The 17,255-nt window shown below is 66.3% G+C and carries 10 protein-coding genes; 3 read left to right on the plus strand and 7 right to left on the minus strand.

Annotation, left to right across the window (positions count from 1 at the left end):
• Nucleotides 1-165: 165 nt before the first annotated feature.
• Nucleotides 166-1,650: a DUF2779 domain-containing protein gene (locus V474_RS17750; RefSeq protein ID WP_059152754.1), complete on the minus strand. Its 1,485-nt coding sequence runs from the start codon at nucleotides 1,648-1,650 to the stop codon at nucleotides 166-168.
• A gap of 220 nt (nucleotides 1,651-1,870) precedes the next feature.
• On the opposite strand from V474_RS17750, the gene V474_RS17755 reads away from it, so the two are divergent.
• The 3 genes from V474_RS17755 to V474_RS17765 all read left to right on the plus strand — a co-directional run bounded on the left by V474_RS17755 (nucleotide 1,871) and on the right by V474_RS17765 (nucleotide 6,300).
• Complete coding sequence (locus V474_RS17755) at nucleotides 1,871-2,782, plus strand: LysR family transcriptional regulator (protein WP_059152755.1); 912 nt, start codon at nucleotides 1,871-1,873, stop codon at nucleotides 2,780-2,782.
• A gap of 101 nt (nucleotides 2,783-2,883) precedes the next feature.
• On the plus strand, nucleotides 2,884-4,863 hold the full coding sequence (locus V474_RS17760; RefSeq protein ID WP_236711319.1) for a TonB-dependent receptor domain-containing protein: 1,980 nt from the start codon (nucleotides 2,884-2,886) through the stop codon (nucleotides 4,861-4,863).
• 180 nt (nucleotides 4,864-5,043) lie between these two features.
• Complete coding sequence (locus V474_RS17765) at nucleotides 5,044-6,300, plus strand: MFS transporter (protein WP_059152756.1); 1,257 nt, start codon at nucleotides 5,044-5,046, stop codon at nucleotides 6,298-6,300.
• Between the two features lie 42 nt (nucleotides 6,301-6,342).
• On the opposite strand, the gene V474_RS17770 is transcribed toward V474_RS17765, so the two are convergent.
• The 6 genes from V474_RS17770 to V474_RS17795 all read right to left on the minus strand — a co-directional run bounded on the left by V474_RS17770 (nucleotide 6,343) and on the right by V474_RS17795 (nucleotide 16,954).
• On the minus strand, nucleotides 6,343-7,317 hold the full coding sequence (locus tag V474_RS17770) for a glycosyl hydrolase family 8 (protein WP_407938352.1): 975 nt from the start codon (nucleotides 7,315-7,317) through the stop codon (nucleotides 6,343-6,345).
• A 61-nt stretch (nucleotides 7,318-7,378) separates the two neighbouring features.
• Complete coding sequence (gene bcsD / locus V474_RS17775) at nucleotides 7,379-7,759, minus strand: cellulose biosynthesis protein BcsD (protein ID WP_236711320.1); 381 nt, start codon at nucleotides 7,757-7,759, stop codon at nucleotides 7,379-7,381.
• A gap of 81 nt (nucleotides 7,760-7,840) precedes the next feature.
• A complete protein-coding gene (locus V474_RS17780) occupies nucleotides 7,841-11,395 on the minus strand; it encodes a cellulose biosynthesis protein BcsC (protein ID WP_059152758.1) in 3,555 nt (1,184 codons plus the stop codon).
• The gene (gene bcsA, locus V474_RS17785; RefSeq protein WP_059152759.1) at nucleotides 11,392-15,855 is read right to left on the minus strand and encodes a UDP-forming cellulose synthase catalytic subunit; all 4,464 of its coding nucleotides are present in this window, start codon (nucleotides 15,853-15,855) and stop codon (nucleotides 11,392-11,394) included. Before bcsA ends, V474_RS17780 begins: the two co-directional genes overlap by 4 nt.
• Nucleotides 15,852-16,604 carry a cellulose synthase operon protein YhjQ/BcsQ gene (locus tag V474_RS17790; protein ID WP_059152760.1) on the minus strand — a complete coding sequence of 251 codons (753 nt, stop codon included), beginning with the start codon at nucleotides 16,602-16,604 and terminating at the stop codon, nucleotides 15,852-15,854. Before V474_RS17790 ends, bcsA begins: the two co-directional genes overlap by 4 nt.
• On the minus strand, nucleotides 16,604-16,954 hold the full coding sequence (locus V474_RS17795) for a hypothetical protein (RefSeq protein WP_059152761.1): 351 nt from the start codon (nucleotides 16,952-16,954) through the stop codon (nucleotides 16,604-16,606). Before V474_RS17795 ends, V474_RS17790 begins: the two co-directional genes overlap by 1 nt.
• Nucleotides 16,955-17,255 lie beyond the last annotated feature (301 nt).

Here is a 17,255-nt window from a genome sequence, read left to right on the forward strand (position 1 = left end):
AGTCCGTGCCCCCGGACCCGAGAGGTGAAATCGCCCCCGCATCGCCAGACGATGAACCCCAAATTCATCAGTCACGCGACCGTTTCTCTCTATACGAGCCCCGCGCATAAAAAAGCACGCCCGTGAAACTATGCGTTGATAACAGAAACGTCCGTCGCAGGACCTCTACTCCGCCGCTGCCAGCCTGCGTGCCACCAGCACCATCGCCCAGGTATCGCGCATGCAGTAGGCTTTCAGTGCTTCTTCCAGTGCCCAGCGGCGTTCAGGCGTGGTTGCGGGGTCGATGGCCTCCAGGAAACTGTCCTGCGCCATGCCGCCGTCCTTCACCTCCAGGCTGGCGTAATCGAGGTCGGCAATCGTCGGCAGCAACGCCTTGATCGACCACGAACCGCGCTGGTCGCGGTGATACCAGTGCTTGCGGGCGACCGGCAGCAGATCGACGGTACGCTCGGCCATGGCCAGCAGTTCGGCGCCGTGTACCGGCGCCTGCCCGGCCAGGGCGCGCAGCACCCCTCGCTCGAACCCGGCATTATAGGCGATCACCGTGGCCCCTGCCGGGATCGCCTGGACCAGCGCCTGCGCACAGGGCCCGCGCGGATCGGACCCGTCGCATTGCAGGAATTCGTGATGGGTGATGGTGCCGTCACTCTGTTCAAGATGCAGTGAGAACTGGAAGGGGATCTGCTGATACGGCCGCACCCCCAGCCAGCGGGGCACGGCGGCCGAGATCGTCTCGAAATCGAGCCAGGCTCGGGGGTATGACCATTCGGCCATGGCCGCGCGCGCGCCATCGCCGTCGTGGAACGGGATGCCGGTGCGGGTCGCGGCGACGATCATCGCCTCACGCGGCTTGGTCATCGCTGTCTCGTCGAGGTCTAGAAGGTCGGTCACGCCCTGCCGAGCCCATTTCTTCCAGGCACCGTTTGGAAGCACCGTCACCGGCCACTCCGGCCCCTGCGGCAGGCCGCGCGTACAGTAGGCGGTGAACTCGCAGGCGAACGGGTCGGCGCAGTGCGGACCCGGTTCGCGCGCCGGCTCCTCACCAGCGAGCACCGCACGCGCCTGCGCGGCCAGAGCCGGGCGCGCCGCCGCGATCTTGCGCGCGGGGCCAAGCAGTTCGTCGTCGGCGAACAGGCCCGCATAGTCGCCTTCCCGCTCTAGCACGAAGCCTGTGTCGATGTGCCGCACCGCCGCACCGTCGATACGTAGCCCGGCGCCTTCCATGACCCATAGCTGCGTTGCGACATCGCCGAGATGATAATCCTTGGCGCGCGCAGAACTCTTCACTTCGGCCAGCGTCCAGCCGCAGCCCTCTGCCGTGCGTTCGAGGATGTCGGCGCGGATCAACACACCGCCGTGCTGGAACGTCGCCTCGAACAGCGGGCCGGGATGCCCTTCCCCGATCAGCCGCGCGGTTTCAGCGAGGGCGGCGGACAAATCAGGCTCTGCCTCGATCATCACGCCGTCGGGATGAAGCGAACAGGCCACCTCCCCGACGAAATGTCCGGCATCGAAACGAGCCTTGGCGCCATCGTCGTATTCGGCGACTTCAGGCCGGTGAACGCCCAGCCACAGGCGCTTGGGGCATTGTTCGAAGGCGGTGATGCGGGACTTGGAGAGGCCGTGGGAACGGACGGTAGCGCTTGTCATGGTACTTGCCTGAATTGGCGGCGCGTCAATTTCGGTCGCCCGTGCTTGTGGTCGGCATATCGGCCCAACCCGGTATGGTGCGCAAGCCAAAACCCTCGACGTCTGCTCCGCTGCGAAGCTCTCCGGGGCGATCGTTGCAAATTGTTGCGCAGACCCGCAGCAGTGGCGGCTTCAGGGATTGATTGCTAATGCGATTTCTTTGCAACAAATCGCTTTGACCATGATCCCCTCGCTCTCCCCGAACCTGCTGCTGGTGCTTGCCATGCTGCTCAAGACCAGGAGCGTCAGCGGCACGGCAGTGATGCTTGGCCTTAGCCAGCCCAGCATCAGCCGTTCGTTGGCCCGCCTGCGCGAGGCGCTGGGCGATCCCTTGCTGGTGCGGTCCGGCGCCGGCATGATCCGCACGCACCGCGGCGACGAGCTGGTCGGCAAGCTGGCGGACTGGGTGGCCGCTACATCCTCGCTGCTGACCGAGCGGACATTCGACCCCGCCGGGGTGGAGCGCCGATTTCGCATCGCCTCGACCGATTTCGGCGTCATGTCCGTCCTCCTGCCAGCTCTGCCCACGCTGCGCGAGGCGGCGCCGGGGATCGCCATCGACATCCTGCCGCTCAACCACGCGACCCACCGTTCGCTGGCAGAGGGCGATATAGACTTCGCCGTCTCGGGCCTGGAACACGATCCCTCGCAGCTTCACCGTCTGCATCTGTTCAGCGATCGTTTCGTGTGCGTGACCGCGTCCGGCCACCCGCTGGCCAGCACGAGCGAGGAGCCGCTGCCGGTCGTCGAATTTCTTGCCCATCCCCACCTCGGCCTCACCGTCAGCGATGCCGAACTGGACCGCGTCGCGACTTCGCTGGGGGCAGAAGCGGGCAGCCGGCGGGTCGCAGCCAGCGTGCCTTACTTCACCCTCGCGCCGGACCTGCTGCTTGCGGGCGATCTGTTGATGGTGGTCCCCTCGCGTGCGATGCCCCGGTCCGCGCGCATGGGCGAGCTGGCAACCCGGCCAGCGCCCGAGGCACTGGGCGAACTCGACTACTGGCTGCTCTGGCACGAGCGCAGCCACCGCGACGCGGCCAGCGCCTGGCTTCGCGACCGTCTGCAACAAGCCTGCCGGGTTCCCGGCGAATAGTCGTTATCCGATATTGACTGTTGGCCTGCACGGCGCGCGCGGCAAAGGACCTTCTTGCAATCCATTTGCATTAGCATCTCGGAAGATTTCAAGGGGGTATCGTGTCCAACAAGAACAGCCTGCGTACGGGCGCGGGAGCGCTGGCTTTCGCTATAGCCATGCATCAGGCGCCGGCCATCGCTGACGAAGCGGCGGAAGCGACCGACCGCTCCACCATCGTCGTCACCGCTACCAGCCGCGAGCAGGAAGTGAAGGATGCACCTGCCTCGATCAGCGTCATCACGCGCGAGGACCTGGAGCGCCTGCCCTATCGCGAAGTCACCGACGCGCTGATGGAAATCCCCGGCGTCACCGTCACTCCGGGCGAGGGCAACAGCCGCGACATCTCGATCCGCGGGATGTCGCCCCAGTACACCCTGATCCTTGTCGACGGTAAGCGCCTGAGCAGCCGCGAGACGCGCACCAACGGCGGAAACACGTCCGAAGGCGGCCTGCTGCCCCCGCTCGAATCGATCGAGCGCATCGAAGTTGTGCGCGGCCCGATGTCTTCGCTCTACGGGTCGGACGCGATGGGCGGCGTCGTCAATGTCATCACCCGGCGCATCGCCCCCACCTGGCGCGGCAGCGTGCGCATGAACGGCACGATGCAGCTGGGCGACGACTACGGCAATTTCTACGACGGCAACTTCTATCTGTCCGGCCCGATCACCAAGGGCATCGGCCTGCAGGTCCAGGGCTCGCTCAACCGCCGTACCGAAGACCAAGTCGTCGGCGGCACGCCCGAGCGCAAGGACGAGAGCCTGGCGGGCAAAATCGGCTTTTCCGCCGGACCCGATCACGATTTCCTCATCGAAGGCGGGTTCTACAGCCAGAAAGTGACCTCCACCGCTGGCAAGACCGTGGAAGTGACCGCGACCGTGCCAGACGGCACGCTCAATGTGCAGACGCAGGAGCGGTATGTCGCCGCGCTCAGCCATCAAGGCCGCTGGGGCTTCGCCAATTCCGACAGCTACGTGCAGTACGAGGACGCGAAGAACCTTGAGACCACCAAGCGGATCAAGAACACCGTCGCCCAGTCGATCTGGTCGGTGGCGCTGCCTTCCAACATGTTGAGCCTGGGCGGCTTCTTCCGCAACGAGGACCTGATCGACACGACCGGCAACCTGCTGGCCGGCTCGACCCGCGCCGGGGCCAGCCGCACCAACTGGGCGCTGTTCGCGGAGAACGAACTGTCGATCGTCGACAACCTTCGCCTCACCGGCGGCATCCGCCTGGACAACGACGAACAATACGGGAAACACTGGACGCCGCGCGTCTACCTCGTCTGGAACGCGTTGGAGAGCCTGACCTTCAAGGGCGGTTATTCGAAGGGCTTTCGCGCACCGAACCTGCGTCAGACCCTTCCCGATTGGGGCCAGTCCAGCCGGGGCGGCACAATCTACGGCAACCCGGATCTCGAAGCGGAAACCTCCCGCACGATCGAGGCGGTGGCCATGTACGAAGGCGATGGCTTCCAGACCAGCCTGACCGTCTACGACACCCGCTTCAACGACAAGATCACCCGGGTCACCTGCCTGGTGGCTGCCGCGTGGTGCATCGACGAGCCGCTCAGCTCGATCGGCCGTCCGCCGACGACCTATGTCAACGTCGACAAGGCCAAGGTGCGCGGCATAGAAGCGACCATCGACGTCAAGCTGACGCAGGCCCTGCGCTTCAATGCCACCGGCACCCTCACCGATTCCAAGCAGCTTACCGGCGCCAATGCCGGACAGGCTCTGAACGATACCCCAAAGCAGCAGGCCAGCGCTTCGCTGAACTGGCGTCCGGACGATCGCCTGTCCACCTACGTGCGCGCTGTCTATCGCGGTGAGGAAGCGGTTACCGAGGCACAGATAAGCGGCAACAACATCGTTGCCTCGTCCTATACCACGGTCGATCTGGGCGGATCGTACAAGGTCTCACCGGGCTTCACCTTCCATGCCGGCATCCAGAACCTGCTGGATAAGCGGCTGAGCTATGACGATTATGGTTACGTCATCGACCCTGCGCGCGTGTGGATGGGCGTCACCGCGCGGTTCTGATCCCTTTCGCGCGCGGGGACCGACCCCTCATTTCGTGTCCCCGCGCGATCCTTCGGTCGCCCCGGCCTTGCCTGCCCCCCGCTGGCAGGGCCGGGGCGACAATCAAGACCCTCTCGCCAATGTCGCCGCGCCTCGTTAGGGGAGTGCCCGGAATCGATACTGCAACGAGGGGCCTGAGCCGTGAACGTCTACCGCCAGAACGCGCGTGTGCTCACCGCCAGCCTCGTGGGCACGGCGGTCGAGTTCTACGACTTTTACATTTACGCCACCGCTGCGGCGCTGGTTTTCGGGCCGCTGTTCTTCCCGGCGGATTCCGCGACCGTCCAGCATCTGGCCGCTTATGCCAGCTTCGCCATCGCCTTCATCGCCCGTCCCGTGGGCGCGGCCCTGTTCGGCCACTTCGGCGACCGGGTGGGCCGCAAGTCCACGCTGGTCGCCTCGCTGCTGCTGATGGGCGGAGCAACTGTGCTGATCGGGTTTTTGCCGACCTACCAGCAGGTGGGCTGGCTGGCTCCGTTGCTGCTGTGCACGATGCGTTTTGCGCAAGGGCTGGGTCTTGGCGGCGAATGGGGCGGCGCGGCGCTGCTGGCGGTCGAGAACGCACCGCCGGGCTATGCCGCGCGCTTCGGCATGTTCCCGCAGCTGGGCGCCCCGGTCGGCTTCCTGGCCGCCAACGGGTTGTTCCTCGTCATCAGCGCCACCCTCAGCGACGAGGATTTCGCAAGCTGGGGCTGGCGCATTCCCTTCCTGCTAAGTTCGATGCTGGTGGGCCTGGGGCTATGGATCCGCTTCCGCCTGGGCGAGACTGCAACCTTCGTCGCGGCCGTGGAGGAGGACCGCCACCGCTCCATCCCGGTGGTGGAGCTGTTCCGCACGCACCTGCGCGAAACCGTGGCCGGCACTTTCGCGGTCATCGCCTGCTTCGCTATCTACTACCTCGCGACCACGTTCGCGCTGGGTTACGGCACCGGCACCCTGGGCTATGACCGGCAGACGTTCCTGGGCGTCCAGCTTTTCGCCATCCTGTTCATGGCGCTGGGCATCCTGATCTCGGGCTATGCCGCGGATCGCCGCAGTTCGCGCAGCGTGCTCATCTTCGGGTGTTTCTGTGCGATCGTCGTCGGCGTGATCATGGGACTGATGTTCGCGGCCGGATCGCTGTGGATGATCGGGGCGTTCCTGTGCCTTGCGCTGTTCACGATGGGGCTGGTCTACGGTCCGCTCGCCGAACTGCTGCCTCGCCTGTTCGAACCGCGCGTGCGCTATACCGGCGCCTCGATTGCCTTCAATGTAGGCGGCATCTTCGGAGGCGGCTTCGCGCCCGTCATCGCGCAGGGGCTGGCCGACAACGGCGGCGTGCTGTTCGTGGGGCTATATATCTCGGGCGCGGCGCTGCTCAGCCTTTTCGGCCTGCTCTCGCTCAGTGCGAAACGCTGACCAAAATCGCTCCCCGAGACCGCCCCGGGCAGAAATCCCTTTCTACAGCCGCGCCAGCATTTGCAACGATGCGGAGAAGTAATCCGTATCCAGCGCGGCTGGCGCCGGTGTAGCGATAATGCGCCCGGCGATGGCCGCGCCGCCGGTCGACAGCGGATAGTTCGCTTCTTCGCCCGTCACCACGTCGATCCACGCAGGGATCGGGCGGTGCTGCGAAAGGCATGAACGCCACCACTCGGCAACGGGCTGGACAAGGTCCGGCCGCCCCCCGAGCACTGCATAGAGCGGCACGCGGATCGCATCGTATCCAAAGCGCGGCGGCTTGCCGGGTGCGGGCGCGACGTCGTTCTTGCCAGTGATCGAAACCCAGTCGCAGGGCAGGTGGTGCGGTCCGAACCGCGCCAGCCGGGTGATCACCTCGGCGTCGCGGATGACCGGGCCCCAGGTGGAGTCGCCGTCCATCTGCACGAAATGATCGAGCGCGGGCCACACGAAATAGGAAGGGTTCACCAGCACCTGCGCCGGTTCGGCAAAGCCGACTACGCCAGGCAGCAGCAGGCTGCGGCCATAGCGCTGCTCGACGCAGTGCGTGTGGATCGCCTCGCGCACTTCCTGCGCGCGCTTTGTCCAGTCTGAACGCTGCCAGCGCTCCCCGGCCTGCCCCAGCGCCCAGGCAATGACGAGATCGCCGTCGGTGGCGTTGTTCGGATCGGAGACGCGGATCGCTTCGCGCGGGTCGTAGCGCCAGGAATGGAGCGCCATGTCCTGACGGCCCAGGGTGTCCTGCGTCCACTTCGCGATACGCTCGAACGCGTCACGGTCACCGGCGCGCAGGGCCAGGATCATGCCGTAGCTCTGGCCTTCGGAATGGCTGATGCCGCCGTTGCCGGTGTCCACCACCCGTCCTTCGGGCGCCACGAAACGGTCGCGCCACGCGGTCCAGAAACCGTCGGTCACGGCCTGCGCGCGGCCTTGGCTGGCGCCGGTGTTGCACGCTGCGGTCAAGGCCATGAGCATTCCCAGCGAGAAAGTACGGCGGTCGACGGGCAAGGATACCCTGGGCACATGCATTTTGTTTTCAGCGACCATGGCGAAGCTCGAGCGTGTCCCCTTGCCACTCGGCGACGGTGCGCAGCGCCGGGCCGCTGCCCAGCACCCGGAACCAGTTGTCATAGGCGCCTTCCAGCACGCCGAGCAGCATCGTCGCCCAGTGTCCCTGCGGGTCCGGCGCGATCTTATTGGGCAAGTCGCGGTGGCGCACGACGATCGCATCCTTGCCGACCGCCAGTTCGATCTCACCCCAGTCGAGCGCCTGCCAGAACGTATTGATCCGCGCGCACAGGACCGAGGCGTCGTTGACGCCTTCCAGCGGCTCCAGGTCGGCCATGCGCCGGCCGATCGCCAGGAAGAAGCCGCGCGCCTGCGCTTCGGGCACGCCCTCGCAAATTTCGGACGCCATCGACATGGCCATCAGCGCAAGACCGCCTAACCCAGTTTCGCCGGCATCCTGTCGCGATTGAGGAAAAGCGTTCATCTTCATTTACTTGTTGCTCCCGAAGCTCTGCCGCACGCCGAGCATGCTGCGGAATTCATCGTAACTGCCGAAGGTGTTGTAGCTCATGTCGCCGCCGATGCGCGTGCCGGGCGTGATCTTGTAATAGAGCGAGCCCTGCGCCGAGAGCGCGAAGCCGGTCTTGCTCAGGCTGTCGTAGTTCGAACGCACGTCGTCGTTGAGCGCCTTGAGGTTGTCCAGTTCGGCTTGGGCGATGAGGTCCGTCGGATAAAGCGGGCTCTCGTTTTCCTTGTAGCTCTGGAAGCCCGGCGTGAACGAGGCGGATGCATCCCAGCGCTCGTCCTGCATCGTGTAGTTCACCGGGAAGCCCACCGAGATGAAGCTCTTGGGGCTGAAGTAGCCGCCATTGCCGAAGGTGAAATAGTTCTGGCTCTTGTCATAGCCCTGGTAGTTCACGTTCAGGCCCACGGTCACCGCCGAGCGCTGCCCCTTGTAGGCCCTCAGGTAGCCGCCGACGTTGGCCTCGAAGCCGTCGTTCTTCGCTACGTTGGTGCCGCGGAAACGGTAATAGCGGCCTTCCCCGTACACGCCGCTGCCGTTTTCGTCATAGGACATGCCCGCGCCTGCACCATCGCGCATGACCTGGCCCCAACGCTCGCCGGTGACGGGATCGCGGGTGCCGGCATAGGAGACGACCGAATCGGTGACCGGCTTGCGTTCCGCGAAGGCTGTCGCACGCAGGCCGGGGCTGAGTTCGGGCGAGACGGCGAGGCGCCCTGCGAACTTGGTCTTGCCCATGCCGACCGGCGTGGTCCCGGCCTCAAGCTGGACGGAATCGCTCTCGTAGCCTGCCGAGAAGGCAACGCCCGAGGCCTGCTGGCTGTCTGCATTGACCAGCGTCGAGGGTTCCTCCGCAACGATGCCCTGTGCTTCGGGCGTGCCGTTGCGGCCGAAGCGGGCGAGGCCTGAGCCGCTGGGCTTGCCGGCGTCGACCACCGTGGCTTCCGCCTTGACGAAAACGCGGCCGCGCAGGGCCCCGGTCGAAACTTTGGCCGAGCCCTTGATCTCGTCGAGTTGCGACAGGCCGGTCTCGCCCGAGCGGGCGCGGTAGGCGGTCTGCACGTCTACGCGCGGGCCGCTGTCCTGCGCCAGTTCGTCGATCTGGGACTGGATCTGGGTCATCACCGGGTCCCCGGCATACGCGACGGGAACCTGCGGACCACCGAAACCGGCGGAGCCGCCAGGCATCGGTGATGCCGATGCGCCCCATTCCTGAGCAGGCGCGGTGGCGGTCGTCGGGGAAGAATACCGGTCCGGTGCGGCGAAGGAAGTCTGCTGGCCGGCATAGCCGCCAAAACCGCTCTGGGGCGCAGGCGCGGCGGCGGCGAAGCTGCCCTGCCCACCGGCAAAGCTACCCTGAGGCGCGGCGTAGCCGTAGCCGGAAGGCGCCGCAGAAGCCTGCGGATAGGCGGCCGGCAGGCGAGTTCCGCCGCTCAGGGCGAAGGGATTGACCTGCGGCGCGGCGGCCTGCGCCTGGCCTCGGAACGGGTTGGCGCTGCCCGCGCCGGCCACGCTGGCGTTGGCGAAGGGATTACCGCCCATCGCCGTTCCCGCGCCGCCCTGACGAGCATAAAGTTCTCGCGCTTCCTTGAGGAAGCTTACCGCAGCACGCTCGTTTCCGCGCGCGCGCTCCACATCGGCAAGTCCCATGCGCACGCGGTAATCCTGACCGTAGGACTGCAGGACCTGCCGCTGCGCCTGCTTGGACAGATCGCTGTCGCCAGCCGCCTGCGCAGTGGCGGCAAGGCCCAGCAGCGCGTCCTTGTCCCCCGGCTTGCGGGCAAGGACGAGCTGATAGCTCTGCGCTGCCTTCGCGGGCATCCCGCCGGTCTGGTAAAGACGGGCAAGGCCGGAGAGGATCTCGGTATTGTCCGGCGCGGCCGAATAGGCTTGCTGGAGGATGTCAAAGCTCTCAGCGTAGCGGCCGCCGGCGCGGGCGGCATCGGCCTGGCTGACCATCAACCCGGCGCTGATGCGGGCATAAGCGCGCTGGCCATCGGCCGAAGTGCCCGCCAACTGCCCGGCGCGCTGGAGCGCGAGCTGGGCAAGGTCGTCGCGGCCCGTGCGCGCCAGCACACCGATCAGGCCTTCGTAGTCGGCGATATTGTCGATCCGGCCGTTCATCGCCGTTTCCGCCACCTGCGCGGCGCCCTGAGTATCGCCAAGGTCGAACAGGGCGTTGGCGACGGACGCCTGCTTGCCGGCCGGTACCGAGGCCATCGCGCCCAATTGGCGCAACGCGGAAACCGCCTGCCCCTGCTGGCCGGTGGCGGCCATGGAGCGGGCACGGGCGATCGCCGAATCGGTCTTCACGCTGATCGCCAGGCTGCGCATCGGCGCGGTGCGCTGGGCCTCCGGGATCATCGAGATCAGGCGGTCGGCATCGGCGGCGCGGCCCATGTCGTTGCTCAGCAGGGCGGCGGCATAAAGCGAATCCGGCTGTCCGTTCGCGGCAAGCGAGCGGAGCAGCGATTCCGCTTCCGGTACGCGACCACGCCTGATCTGGAATTCCGCGAATTCGTAGCGAATCCACGGGTCAGTCGGGTCGAGCACGAGGCCGTTCTGGAACTCCCGCGTGGCGCCCAGATCGTCGCCGCTTTCGGCGGCGGCCAGTGCCCGGCCGCGCGCGGCGCGCAGTTGCAGGCGCTTGTCGTCTGCCGCGCTGCCGCCATTGCTGGCCTGACGGTAGAGGTCGGCCGCGTCGGCATAGCGGCCCTGCTTTTCATAAACGTCGGCCAGGATTTCCAGCGCGGGGCCGGGCTCCTTGTAGCCTGAGCGCACAAGGCCCTCGGCTTTCGCCTGGGCGTCGGCGAGACGGTTCTGGCTGACCAGTGTCCGGGTTTCCTCAACCCCGGCAAAGAAGCGCGCCGAGGCAAGTCCTTCGGCCCACTGGCTGGCTTTGCCAGCCTGCGATGCCTGCTGGAGCAGGCTGGTAGCTTCGGCAAAACTGCCTTCACGCAGCCGCACGAGGCCAAGACCGCCCAGCGCATCGGGATCGCGGCGATTAACGCCAAGCGCGCGCTGGAACTGCGAGGCGGCCGAAGCCAGATTGCCATCGTCCAGCGCATCGAAGCCAGACATGCGGGCACGGCCGGCGCGGTCCGCAGCGGAAACGGGAGCAGACGCCGCAGCGGCCGGTCTGGGCGATGCCGGGCGCGGCGCAGGGGCCGCTACTTTCGCCGGAGCGGGGGCGGGCGCGGGCCGGGGCTTTGCCGCCGCTGCCTTGGGCGCCGCCTGCTTGGCGGCCGGCGCAGGCTTGGGAGCAGCCGCCGCACCTTTCAGCGCGGGGCTATTCGGATCGAGCGCGCGGGCGCGGCGCAGCGCCTGCTGGGCCAGGTCCTCACGCCCCTTCGAACGCCAGTACTGGGCCTGCTTGACCAGCGCGTCGACACCGGCGCTCTGCGCCTGCGCCGCCGGCATGGCCATCGGTGCCAATCCGGTGACGGCAGTCGAAAGCAGCAGCCCCAGGCCCAGCCGCGTGACCGGGCGGGAAGAGCGCTTCGACGTCATGGGATCTGTCATGCGTGGTCGTCCTGACGGCCGAGGCGCTTATGTGCCTGTCGGCGGAAATAGAGGTAGGCAGGGCCTGCAAGGATCACAGCCAGCACCAGCGTGAACAGACCCAGCAGCATCGGGCGCTGGCTGGTCCAGTACGCAAGCTTCATCCAGATCGGCAGCGAGCCGACCCAGTACCGCTCGCTGATCGCGAAGCTGGTCATGCCGTCGCCGCGGGTGACCGCAAGGTCGCCCTGGATCGCGGCGTTGATCTTGGCGTCGGTCAGGCCATCGACCAGCGCGGGCAGCGCGCCGCCATCGTCGGCCAGCAGCGCGACCACGGTGCGGTCGGAAGCATAGGGCGAACGGAAGCTGACGATGCCCGAGAAGCCGCGCGCGTCATAAACGACCGGGGCGGCGGCCATCGGGTCATCCTCCTGGGTGCCGCCGAACAGCGAGGTCACGTACTGGAGCGCAGACCGCTCTGCCACGCGCAGGCGGCCGTTTTCCCAGCGCACCGGGGCGCCTGCGAACATGTCCGCGCCCGCAAGGCCGGTGCCGCCGACGACGAGGACATCCTGCGTCGAAAGCTGATCGGGATCGATGGTCGAGGTGACCGTCACCGCCGTGACCGGAACCCCGGTGGAGTCGCCGAAGCGGCCCATCAGCGTCAGGAATGCCTCAACCGAAGCCATTGACGGGTTCTGCGCCAGGACCACCGTGGTCTGGGCAAGGTCCGGGCTGGCGGTAAAGGGGAAACCGGCGCCCGCGAACGTCGCAAGGTCCGGCATCATGATCGCGTGGTAGGCGCTGGTAAGGTCGATCGTGCTGGTCGGATCGATCGAGACGCGCACGTTGTCAGGCAGGGTGCCGGTGCACTTCTTCTTGTCCGCGATGATCAGGTTGTAGTCCATCGTCAACTCGTTCTGACCGAACAGGTTGTAGCGAGGGAGGATTACCGAGGCGTTGGAATCGTAGCTCTTGGCGCCCCTGGCCCCGAACAGCTCGCCCCACCAGGTGGCGCCGAGCGGCAGGGTCTTGAGGTACTGGCCGTTGATCGAAACGTCGAGGCGCGAAGCGCGGCGATCGAGCCACTGCGCGATCGGGTAACGGTAGGTGAGGTTCAGCTTGCCGCCTTCACGCGGCCAGAAGAACAAGTCGGGCGATACGCGAAAGCGCGTAGAAAGCGGGCCCGGCGGGATACCCATGCCCTGGAGCGCATAAGGCTCCATGATCGAGCCGAGCTGGACCGGCTTTTCGGTGGAGAGCCAGCGCAGTGCGCCGTAGCGCGGCCAGGCGGGGATACGCACGCCGTCGAATGACATGCGCTGCCCGCCGAAGACGCCGCGCCCCAGGGCGATGGCGGCGGCAGCGGTGCGCAGCTCGTCGTCGTTGCGGCCCATGATGACCAGCAGCGTGCCGTTGGGATCATTGGGGTTGCGCACGGCAGCGGCCGAGGCGCCCGACGGGCCTGGAATGTCGAGGCCGGGGATCGACTGGCCGCCCTTGAGGAAGACCACGGCGTTGCCGCGAGGGATCGATCCCACCACAGGCTTGAACGAGAAGCCCCTGTAGCTGGCCTGGGCGCCCAGCCAGCTGGCGGTGGCAGCAGCGGCCTGCAGTTCACCGCTGCGCGGCTGGCTCGCAAAGACGAAGGGCATGCGCAGCGGCACGTTCTGTCCCTTGTCGAAGAACGGCAGCGGCAGGCGCGACAGGTCGGGACCGTAAGGGAGCGGCTGGTAATTGAAATCGAACCACGAACGCACGTTGCTGACATTCGCCCACAACGAGGAGTGGAACGGGTCCTCGCAGTCGCGGGCGTAGTGGCCGATCAGGCGCAGGTTGAGCTGGTTGTCACCGGGGAGGAACAGGGCCGGGTTCACCGGCACGTCGATCACCTGCCCGGCCGAATTGGCGCGGGTCAGCGGGATGGTCTGGACGACCTCGCCGTTCACGATCACCACCATCTGGCTCAGATCGTCGAGCATCGCGGGGGACCATGCCAGTTGCAGGCGCAGCACAGCACCGGTGACGACACGGTCCTGGCGCATGCCGAAGGGGATGCCGATCTCGCCCCGCGTGCCCTGAAGGCGGATCGGGCGGGTGAGGCGCAGGTCCTTGAGGGTCAGGCGCTCGGCCACGCCGCCCGAAGGAGCGGCAGCGGCGGGCGCGGCAGCAGCAGCAGCAGCGGCACGGCCTGGCTGGGCATGGACTTCGGTGGTGCCCAGGAACACTCCGGCCGCACCGATCACCACCGCGCCGGCAATCGCCGCCGCCTTGGCGAAGGGCACCCACGACTTGCCGCCGGCCTTGTCTGCCGCCTTGTCGCCGGCCTTGGCCAGCTTGGCCTCTTCGGCGGCGGCTTTCTTCCTTGCCAGATCGAAGCTGCGCGAGGCGCGGCGTTCAGCGAAATTCAGCCCGAGAATGCGCTTCAAAGTGACCATGTCCACCCGGATAATGTCTGCGAGCGAGCGCAGACTGGAAACCTGCTTGTAGGGCGCGGCAGGCTGCCACGCATCGGCACGGCCCATCACGGCCCGCACGAGGTGGCGCCCGGCAAGAATGTCGAGCTTTTCGAAGCGCACATAAGCGTTTTCAGCGGTCGTACGCATCGTCTCCACCGGGATAGACAGCACTTCGTCACCCATGGCCAGCGTGATGTGGCGCACGGTACGGTCCTTGGTCGGCAATTCGGCGGGGAGAGCCAGCGCCGCGCCGCCCATCGAGATGTCGATGGTGCGGGCGGGCACCGCGTGGCCCGAATTAAGGTAGGCGGTAACCGGCAGGTCGACCGGAATGCGGATGTCGACGCTGGCCGCCGTCTCGCGGGCGACCGAGACGGCGGCCAGCAGGATGATGAGGCTGAAAGTGGCCCAAGCGACGTTCAGCACCAGCGTATCGGTCTGGATGTTGAACAGGTAGGGGAAGAACGCCCATTTCACGACCGCCATGGCGATCCCGCCGACCACGAGGCCGATGCAGATCAGGTGCGGCTTGACCACTTCCCAGTCGAAGTAGGTCTTGTCGAGCAAAGAGCCCTTGTCGGTGACGTTGAACTTGCCCTTGCGCGGCTGGAACCAGGTCATGACCGTGGGCTTGACCAGGTGGAAGGCCAGGATCGTTTCGTAGACTTCGCCCCAGTACGGACGGCGCTCTCCGCCCTGCGTGCGCTCGTTGGCGACAGACGAGCAGAACAGGTGCGGCATCGCATAGGCGAAGATCAGCGAGGCCGAGGCCTGGACGATGTTCTGCCCGAAGATGAGGTAGGCCAGCGGGCTGGTAAGGAACACGATGCGCGGCAGCGGATACTGGAAGTGCAGCATCGCGTTGAGGTAGCAGAGGCGCTGCTGCCAGGTCAGGCCGCGGCCCATCAGCGGATTGTCGATACGCAGGATCTGCGTCATGCCGCGCGCCCAGCGGATGCGCTGGCCGACGTGGAGGACAAGGCGCTCGGTCGCAAGGCCGGCGGACAGTCGCGCGCTGATGTAGGCGGTGTTCCAGCCGGTGCGCTGCAGCTTCAAAGCGGTGTGCGCGTCCTCGGTCACGGTCTCGCCCGCGAAGCCGTTGGTTTCCATCAGCGCTTCGCGGCGGATGATCGCGCACGAACCGCAGAAGAAAGTGGCGTTCCACAGGTCGTTACCGCCCTGCACGGCGCCGTAGAACAGGTCGCCCTCGCCCGGCATGTCGCCCATGGTCGAGGCCAGGTTGCGCTGCACCGGGTCGGGCGAATACATGTGGTGCGGGGTCTGGATCAGCGCCAGGCGCGGGTCCTTCTGGAACCAGCCGACAACCAGCTGGAGGAAGGCGCGGGTCGGCACGTGGTCGCAGTCGAAGATCGCGATCAGTTCGCCGTCGGTCTTCTTCATCGCCGCGTTGAGGTTGCCCGCCTTAGCGTGCAGGTTGTTGTCGCGGGTGATGTAGCCGCAGCCCGCTTCCTTGGCGAAGGCGCGAAATTCGGCCCGCTTGCCGTCGTCGAGGATGAACACGCGGTAACGGTCGATCGGATAGTCGAGGTCCTGCGCGGCGAAGACCGTGTTGCGCACGATCTCGAGGCTCTCGTTGTAGGTAGGGATATAGATATCGACGGTGGGCCAGGTATCGGGCTCGCCCTCGGGCTCGATGACCGGACGGTCGAGCGGCCAGCTGGTCTGCAGGAAGCCCAGCAGCAGGATGACCCAGGCGTAAAGCTCGGCCAGGTACAGCATCCCGCCGAACATGAATTCGGGGAAGGTGTTGAAGGCCAGCGTCTGGGTGGTGCGCCAGAAGATGTAGCGGGTCGACACCATGATCGCCAGCAGGCCAAGCGCGAGGGCGCCCTTGCGGCCCTTCCAGCGCTTGAGGATCAGCGCGCCGAACATCGTCACGCCCGCACAGGCCCACTGCGAGGCGCCGTCAAGCGGCACGCCTATCACCAGCGCGGCGATCAGCACGATCGGCACGATGGCAAGGTAGCGAAGCGCCCGGTTCGAAGTGAGCCGTGCGATCATGCGGCGCGGCTCGACGAAGCGGCGGCAATCTCGCCGCGGGCCACCCAGGGACGGCCCGGCGTTTCAAGCGCGGGGACCATAGCGGCACCGATGGCGCGCACGTCGGCCAAGGCAGCGCTGGAAGGCGCATAGCGGGCGAGCGGCTGGAGCATCGCGATCGCCTCGGGCACGGCCTCGTCCAGACGGATGCGGCCAATCAGGCGCGGCCCGACCAGTTCGCGGATGAAGGCGGCGCTGTGGCGCGAAAGGCGGCGCGTCTCGTCCAGCGCGTTGATCGCAAAAGTGGTGCGCGCGATCGTCTCGGCGCTGGCATCGCCCAGCACCTGGGGGAGCAGCGCTAGCGTGTCGGGTGCGGCGTTGAGAACGCACAGGTTCGCGCTGGAATGGGGGATGATGCGGCGGGCAAACGCGAATTCGCTGGCCGGCACGTCGATGACCATGACTCGGTCGGGACCGGCTTCGAAGTAACCGAGATCGAGCAGCGTGGGCACGAAGTCCGCGTCATCGACCGCCTTGGTATGGCTGCGCAGGTTGATCCCGCTGGCCAGCACGGCATCCTCGGCCGGCGCGAACAGCGATGGCAGCGTCAACGCCGGCTGCAATCCGAAGTGAAGCGGCAGGGTATCGCGCTGGGCGACGGAGAGGACGGTGACCTCGGCTCCGGCTTCGGAGAGAGTCATGGCCAGATGCGCGGCGGCAAAAGTGATACCGGCCCCGCCCTTGAGGCCATGGCAGACGATGACGGCCATCAGATTTCTCCCCGCGAGCCGAGATCGGACAAGTGGCGCAGCATCGCGCGCACGTCCTGTGCCTGTGCACCGCGCCGCTCGGCAGCAACGTCGGTAGGCTCCGCCGGTCCGCGGCCGTAACGGCTGAACAGCGCGCTCAGCGGTTCGGGCGCGCTGGTTCCGACCGTTTCATTGACGACAGGTTCCGGCGCAGCGGTCTCGACCTGGTCGATCGCCTGCAGGCGCGGATCGCGCAACAGGGCTTCGAGAATCGGCCAAAGCTCGAGCTCGGTGAATCGGTCCTCGAATTCCTTGTAGGCAAAATCGTTCTTGCCCAGTCGGTCGAGCAGATGTCTGGCATCAATGCGCATACGAACCCCTGTATCAACACGTATTTCCTGCACAAACAATGGTTAAGAAAGGGTTGTTGGCAGGAACGGCTCGTCGCTTCATCCCCCTTGTGACCCACGGATTTCCGCCGTTTTTGTGGATTCAAACCCATACCGATGCCTTAACGCCACAGGCTATTTTGCAATCCTTTGCATATTTACCATGCCGCGTAACCGCGAAAACCCGCCGCCTTCCTCGCGAATCGGTAGAAATACGCGGGGTGATTCTGCCAATCCGGCAACAATTTGCCGGTATCCTGCGCGCTCAATGGAACTGGTTAAT

This window comes from Novosphingobium barchaimii LL02, from assembly GCF_001046635.1.
Taxonomy (GTDB): Bacteria; Pseudomonadota; Alphaproteobacteria; order Sphingomonadales; family Sphingomonadaceae; genus Novosphingobium; species Novosphingobium barchaimii.